Annotated in this window: 10 protein-coding genes and 1 pseudogene; 1 reads left to right on the forward strand and 10 read right to left on the reverse strand. The window is 33.9% G+C overall.

Going from position 1 to position 6,301, the window contains the following annotated elements:
- Positions 1 to 156: 156 nt before the first annotated feature.
- The 5 genes and pseudogenes from AC1VAQ_RS20510 to AC1VAQ_RS20530 all read right to left on the reverse strand — a co-directional run bounded on the left by AC1VAQ_RS20510 (position 157) and on the right by AC1VAQ_RS20530 (position 4,269).
- Positions 157 to 582: an HIT family protein gene (locus AC1VAQ_RS20510; protein WP_302596771.1), complete on the reverse strand. Its 426-nt coding sequence runs from the start codon at positions 580 to 582 to the stop codon at positions 157 to 159.
- 283 nt (positions 583 to 865) lie between these two features.
- Positions 866 to 2,476: a hypothetical protein gene (locus AC1VAQ_RS20515; RefSeq protein ID WP_479904481.1), complete on the reverse strand. Its 1,611-nt coding sequence runs from the start codon at positions 2,474 to 2,476 to the stop codon at positions 866 to 868.
- A complete protein-coding gene (locus AC1VAQ_RS20520; protein ID WP_302596769.1) occupies positions 2,469 to 3,032 on the reverse strand; it encodes an RNA polymerase sigma factor in 564 nt (187 codons plus the stop codon). Before AC1VAQ_RS20520 ends, AC1VAQ_RS20515 begins: the two co-directional genes overlap by 8 nt.
- 68 nt (positions 3,033 to 3,100) lie before the next feature.
- Positions 3,101 to 4,057 (reverse strand): annotated as a pseudogene (locus AC1VAQ_RS20525) (MutS-related protein); the annotation flags it as partial.
- Positions 4,058 to 4,128: 71 nt separating this feature from the next.
- Positions 4,129 to 4,269, reverse strand: a complete 141-nt coding sequence (locus AC1VAQ_RS20530; RefSeq protein ID WP_479904482.1) for a hypothetical protein — start codon at positions 4,267 to 4,269, stop codon at positions 4,129 to 4,131.
- A gap of 153 nt (positions 4,270 to 4,422) precedes the next feature.
- Between AC1VAQ_RS20530 and AC1VAQ_RS20535 the strand changes: the two genes are divergently transcribed.
- On the forward strand, positions 4,423 to 4,746 hold the full coding sequence (locus AC1VAQ_RS20535) for a helix-turn-helix domain-containing protein (protein ID WP_479904483.1): 324 nt from the start codon (positions 4,423 to 4,425) through the stop codon (positions 4,744 to 4,746).
- A 209-nt stretch (positions 4,747 to 4,955) separates the two neighbouring features.
- On the opposite strand, the gene AC1VAQ_RS20540 is transcribed toward AC1VAQ_RS20535, so the two are convergent.
- The 5 genes from AC1VAQ_RS20540 to AC1VAQ_RS20560 all read right to left on the reverse strand — a co-directional run bounded on the left by AC1VAQ_RS20540 (position 4,956) and on the right by AC1VAQ_RS20560 (position 6,223).
- A complete protein-coding gene (locus AC1VAQ_RS20540) occupies positions 4,956 to 5,081 on the reverse strand; it encodes a hypothetical protein (protein WP_479904484.1) in 126 nt (41 codons plus the stop codon).
- A 219-nt stretch (positions 5,082 to 5,300) separates the two neighbouring features.
- Entirely contained in the window at positions 5,301 to 5,522 is a 222-nt protein-coding gene (locus AC1VAQ_RS20545) for a hypothetical protein (protein WP_479904485.1), read from the reverse strand.
- A gap of 7 nt (positions 5,523 to 5,529) precedes the next feature.
- Positions 5,530 to 5,745, reverse strand: a complete 216-nt coding sequence (locus tag AC1VAQ_RS20550) for a hypothetical protein (RefSeq protein ID WP_479904486.1) — start codon at positions 5,743 to 5,745, stop codon at positions 5,530 to 5,532.
- Between the two features lie 18 nt (positions 5,746 to 5,763).
- Positions 5,764 to 5,898 carry a hypothetical protein gene (locus tag AC1VAQ_RS20555; RefSeq protein ID WP_479904487.1) on the reverse strand — a complete coding sequence of 45 codons (135 nt, stop codon included), beginning with the start codon at positions 5,896 to 5,898 and terminating at the stop codon, positions 5,764 to 5,766.
- A gap of 142 nt (positions 5,899 to 6,040) precedes the next feature.
- Positions 6,041 to 6,223, reverse strand: coding sequence for a hypothetical protein (locus AC1VAQ_RS20560; RefSeq protein ID WP_479904488.1), 183 nt, complete (start codon positions 6,221 to 6,223; stop codon positions 6,041 to 6,043).
- Positions 6,224 to 6,301: the final 78 nt, after the last annotated feature.

Consider the following 6,301-nt stretch of genomic DNA (forward strand, 5'->3'; position numbering starts at 1 on the left):
ACTTCATGGGTGTGGATAAATTAGGGTATATAGTTTTATCTTGACTTCGACCAACGGGAGGTCAAAGGAAAACTATATACCCTAATTTATCCATGCCCCTCACCTCCAAAAAAAAGGCGGCGGCACGTTGAGCCACCCCCCTATCCTAAAGGTATCCTAAAGGTTTTCTTTCACTTTTTCAATAAGCTCTGCATACTCTGCATCACTTAATAATACTTTTGGTTCTGGCATCATTTCAAATGTGCCACCAAAGCTTGGACCACCTTCATATTTTGGTACAATGTGATAATGAAGGTGTGTCATTTTATCTGCATATGCACCGTAGTTGATTTTTGTTGGTGAGAATGCTTTGTCCATAGCATTAGCTACTCTTGCTACGTCTTTCATGAAAGCATTTCTTTCTTCATCTGTTAAGTGGAAGATTTCACTTTTATGTTCTTTGTAAGCTACTAAACATCTACCTCTGTATGTTTGTTCTTTGAAAAGGTAAAGTGTTGATGCTTCAAGATCACAAATTTTAATCATAATGTCTGTTAATCTGTTGTCTTTTACACAGTAAAAGCAATCGTTATCAAAATGCATGGCTAATCCCCTTATCTATTATTACGCTTTAATTTAAGTCTATGGTTATCGCTTAACGCCGTAATGCTAACCTATAGATCATCATTTTCATTATAGCCCAATCCCATTTTGAAAAAGTCTCATATATTGGCATAATCCCATAAATGCGACAAATTTAGTCTTAACCTTGTTATATATGTTTTAAGTTCTCCACAGAGCCTTCTTAAATTCATCCACATTTTTTAATTTTTCTCTTCAACTTATTCACAAAAAAGCTTCTTACTCACATCACTCTTGTGGAAGCTTATTTTATTTTTATAACTTTATCATTTATTTTTACACGCGTTACATTCTCTAAATCTATAAGTGCTGGTATATAACTCTCTTCATTTATCCCCAGGTTATAATGGCACGTTAATCCTCCTAAACCACTACTAGAACCACTGTAAATTAACTTTCTTTCTGCACCATCTTTCATTACAATCGTAATATCTAGCTTCTCAGGAGATTTTGCATTTGTATAACCTTTTAATACTACGCCTAATGTTGATACATCTAGTCTTGTAAATACAACTGTATCCTCCTCAATTTTTGTAGGACAAAAGATTCGCTTACTTACGACCTGAGAATTCTTGCTAAGTTTAAATTTAACCTGCCAAGTCTGTGATATAAGCTCTTTGTTATGATAATCCATAAGCTGTACTTTTAAATAAGGTAAATCTTGTACCTTTATCTTCTCGAAAACAAAACTATTTTTATTAAGCCCTGTCTCTTCTTCCCATTTACTATAACATTGAGATTCATAATTTTCTCCTGTTCTTGTATCAATAAGGGCTAAGTCTATTGTTCTATCTTGAATCCCAGTTATATCTGGATAACTTGTAATAATGCTTAATCCTACATTTGAAATTCTAATATCATCAATATTAAATTGTTTAAAATCTTCTAGAGGGTGTATATTTAAACCATCCTCTACTGCATAGTTATACCAGTTTTCCTCATTTCCCTTTAAAGTTGTAAACTTTCCTTCTTCATAAAGTTTGTTTAAATCTACAGGAATCTCCTTAACATTATATACTTCCTTCACCAAGTCCTGTGCACTTAATGTAAGTTCATCTTTATAAAGTGGTCTATCGCAAGATAATTTCATAACGCTCACTAGTTTTTTATTATTATCTTCTAAATAGCTTTGTATGCCCCATCCCATAGAACTTGGCTTTTCTATTTCTAATCGCATGCCTTTAACCTTTGTGCCAGTTTCAAAGGCACTAGCATCCTGTTTTGTCATACTCACAATAAATAATCCAGATTTATTATCTATAAATGCGCCTTCTACTGTGTAAATAATACCAGATTTCACTTCATTTATCCCTACGGCTTGCACTTGGTCCTCATAAGGAAACAAATCACCAAAGAAATTTTTAAGCGTACTATTTTGATTCACGGAGGCCACTACTACACCTATTAAACTCAAAATTGCCACCAACGGAATCCACCATCTTGATTTTATTCTTCTTTTAGTACCGCTAGACTTTTTATTTAATTTCCCTATTTCTTGTTTTGGTGCTTTCTGGCTATATGCTTGTTGTAAGTCTACTATTTTCTCATCAGCTTTCTTACTATTTGCTGCATGCGCCATTGCCCTTTGCTTAATCTTCTCCAAGCTAACCGCTTCTGTCAGTACCTCTTTCTTTTCTATTGCCTCAGCCTTTTCTGCCTGTGCTTCTTTCTTTTCTATTGCTCCAGCCTTTTCTGCCTGTGCTTCTTTCTTTTCTATTGCCCTAGTCTTTTCTGTCAGTTCATCTCCTACATTTTCTTCTATATCAATATCTTCCAGTAATTCCACATTAAGTTCTTCTATCAATTGCGAAACTAGACTATTAGTCCTTTTTGCTTTTAAGTCTTTTTTATTCATAGCTTACACCTCTTTCCCTCAAAGTTGCTTCCAGCTTCTTTTTACTTCGAAATAACTTTGTGCCTACCGTCGCCACATTAATGCCTAATCGCCTGCTAATATCCACTACCTTTTCCATATAAAAATATCTTCGTATAAAGATTTCTCTATCTGGCTCCGGAAGCGTGGCTATTACTTCATTTACAAGCTGACTTTCTTCTTGTCTAAGCACTTCACTTTCTGGTGAGGTATAATCTATGAAATCTTCTTCTAATGGAATACTAATCCCCTTTCCTTTTACCTTCAATAAATTAATTGTCTTATTTCTAGCTATAGCTGCTATATAAGCCTTTAACTTTCCTTCTCCTATAGTAAGTGACTTTCTCTTATCCCATAGCTTAATAAAAACATCTGCACACAACTCTTCTATATCACCATGCCCCAATTGTCCGTCTGCTACTTTGCTCACTACCGCCACCACATAAGAGGAATATCTATCAATAAGCTGCTCATAGCATGCAAGATCATCTTGTTTTAGCCCCTCAAGCAGCTCTTTTTCATTTACTAGTGCTTCCATATTTTCCTCCTAACTTTTTTACTTTCACTTATATAGACAGCTATTTCTTTCATTTCATTCCCTATTTATCAATTTTCTTGATTCTTGGCTTCTTCCTGCCACTTTGCTTCTTCTTCATTTTCATACACAGCTTCCATATTTGGTCGATATCCTTTACTCATCTTATGCTTTGCCTTACGATTAGCAACGCTATCAAAGACAATGCTAAAATCATAACCCTCTGGATATAATTCTTTGGCTGCTACTAATAATTTAACCCTTTTAACATTAACCCATCGTTTACTCTTTTTAATTTGTACGCCTACCTTACCAGTCTCATCCATAGTGTGGAATATCAAACCTTTTTCTTTTTCTGGGAAGACTATGACACTATCACCTACTTGGAATTTCTTTTTGAGCTTCTCTTGCTTTGCCTTTGAATCTTTCTTAGGTTTTGACTTAATCCTCGGTACCTGTACTTCATCTTTTTGTGCCATCTTTTGCACCGCCTCAAGCAAACTTAAGTCTGTTTGAAAACTATCAGAAGCTGTTTCTGATTTCTCTTTTATGCCTTCTCCTATTTCTTTTTCTCTCGTACTATAAGTGTAACTGCTAGCTAATGCAATAAGCTCTTTAGGAAATCCTAACTTTTCAGCAATATAAAAAGCACAGCTTTCTCCTGCTTCTCCAATCTCAAGCTTATAAAGTGGTCTTAAACTTTCTTTATCAAAGCACATTCTGGCATTTAAAAATCCTTCTGCTTTATCTGCATACTCTTTTACCTCTGGGTAATGAGTCGTTGCTACAACGAGGCAGCCTTTATTTCTTAAAGCTTCTAAAGTAGCTATTGCAATCCCCATACCTTCTGCTGGGTCTGTTCCTGAACCTAATTCATCAAGTAATACTAGGCTTTGAGCCGTTGTCTTGCTAAGTATATCAATTACACTTGTAATATGGGCTGAAAAAGTAGATAAGTTATGCGTAATGCTCTGCCCATCCCCTATATCGCACAAAATTTGATTGCGCATAACAAACTGGCTACCTTCACTTACAGGTACATGTCAAAATATCCGCATAACAAAAGCCTACATTATATTAACTGTAGGCTTTCTTTGTTTTAATCTTTCAACTCAAATATATCACATATTATATGTAAACATGTCTCAAATCCCTCTTTAAACTCTTGCGACTCATATCGTTTGCCATCAATTCCGTCTAGATGCCTTTCTATTATTTCTATTAGCTTATTTTTACTCATTGCAACCTCTCTCGTCATAAAAAATTTACGATATATTAATATATATATATCAAACTTTTTCCTTTTTCAACATAATTTGTTTAATTGGAAGCAATTGCTTGTTATAATATTTTAATAAAAATAAACATATTAAGGTCGAATTTGGGTGGTCTTATGTTAGAGATAGGCAATAGAATAAAACGATTTAGAGAAGAAAAAAACCTTACTCAGCAAGAGCTCGCCGATATGATTTTTAAATCAAAAAGCTCAATTGAAAAGTATGAGTCTGGTAGTTCAAATGTTACCCTTTCTGCATTACTTGATATTTCAAAAGCCCTTAATATAGCCCCATCAGCTCTTCTTGATGATGAACAAGATATACTTAATACTATCGTTAAGTATTATGGCTTAGAAGATAAAGAAAACTATAACATAGAAAAAGACTTTGAATTACTTATGAAGGTACTTGCCGAAAGATATAAAAAGCAGACTAAATAATAGCCTGCTTTTTTTAATGCACATATCCCATTGCCATAATATTGGATGCAGCCACTACACTTTTTATACTCCTGGCGCAGATCATCGCAAGAACCTATGCTTTCATTTTAGGATATGTGCTATATTTTTAATGAGCCATCACCTCAGTTATAAGCATCGCCATGAGATTCCTTTATTAAACAAAAAAAGAAGGCTATTAATTTGCCCTCTTAATCACCCCATAATTTCCTTTTGTAGTACCCTAAAAGCATATCACATGCTTCTTTATTCCTCTTTTCATATTGCACTGCCCACATTAAGGCTATTTGAATTAATATGTCTTTATTACTTCCCATTTTAGTTACCTCTCAAACTCTAATTTTATTTAATCGAATAAGTTTAATTGCACATTATCGCATTTTAATTCATCTAATGTTATATAAAGGCTACAATCTCTTACTCTGTTTTTCTCTCTTAAAGCATCTATACAATATGGACAAGTGTCTCCACCTATCCTCACACATTTTATACATGATGTATTTTTCAAATCTTATCACCTTCTCTATTTTTTGATTTTATTTTCTATTAGTATAAATTCCTGTTAATACTCTAAATTCTATTAAATACTTAGATATAACATCATTAGCTGTGTAGCTTACATACCAATCACCTACCCAGTACTCTATATAATCTTCTATAATTTCCTTTAGGGTGAATGTGTAACCACATTTGGCAATATATTCTTTAATGCGTTTACTTGCTAAATCTATTTTTCTATAATTTACTTCCGTCTTCATATGTTACTCATTTTGCTCCGTCTTGGCTTTCCACTATATACAACATCATCTCACTTAACTCTGATTGCACCAGTGTTCTACAAAATGCATCATTAAACAATTTATTAAAATCAGCCTGATTCATCTCCTCAAAGTGCTGTGCTTTTATATCCTGCAACACCTCTTCTATAAGTTCTCGCTGCTCTTTCTTGGTGCCTTTCCACTCTTCTTTCCAGTTACCCACAAATTCCTCCATGTTGCTTTAATCTGATTCTGAATAAACGTATTCAATATTTCCATCTATAATTTTGTATTCATCTAATTGGCTAAATTTAAATACATCCTTTTCTGCTTGACTCTTAACAACCAACCTCCAAAAGCCGTTCATTTCATTCATATAAAACCTATATTCCTTTAAGCTTACTTTCGTAGTGTAATATTGAAAATTAATGTTGCCTAATCCCAGCTCTACACACTTCGCTATTAGCTCTACTATGTATTTTTTATCTTCATCTGTTAAATTATAAAATGTTTTTTCATTACAGCACCTCTAAGTCTGAATAGTCCTCATTAATCTTTATTCCTGGTACTTCATTTTTTAAATTCTCTTCAAGTGCTTGTGCTCTGCAAGTTTCAACATTTTCTTCAATCCCCCACGCTTTGCAATATCCATCTTCATCTACACAACTACATGAGTTAATTCCACAGTATAATCTTTCCATACCTATCCTCCCAACTGCTAAGACTTATTTAAGCCCTAGCAAATATCCTAAACTGTTACTGTAATATCTTAAGTCCTG

The organism is Cellulosilyticum sp., assembly GCF_982396655.1.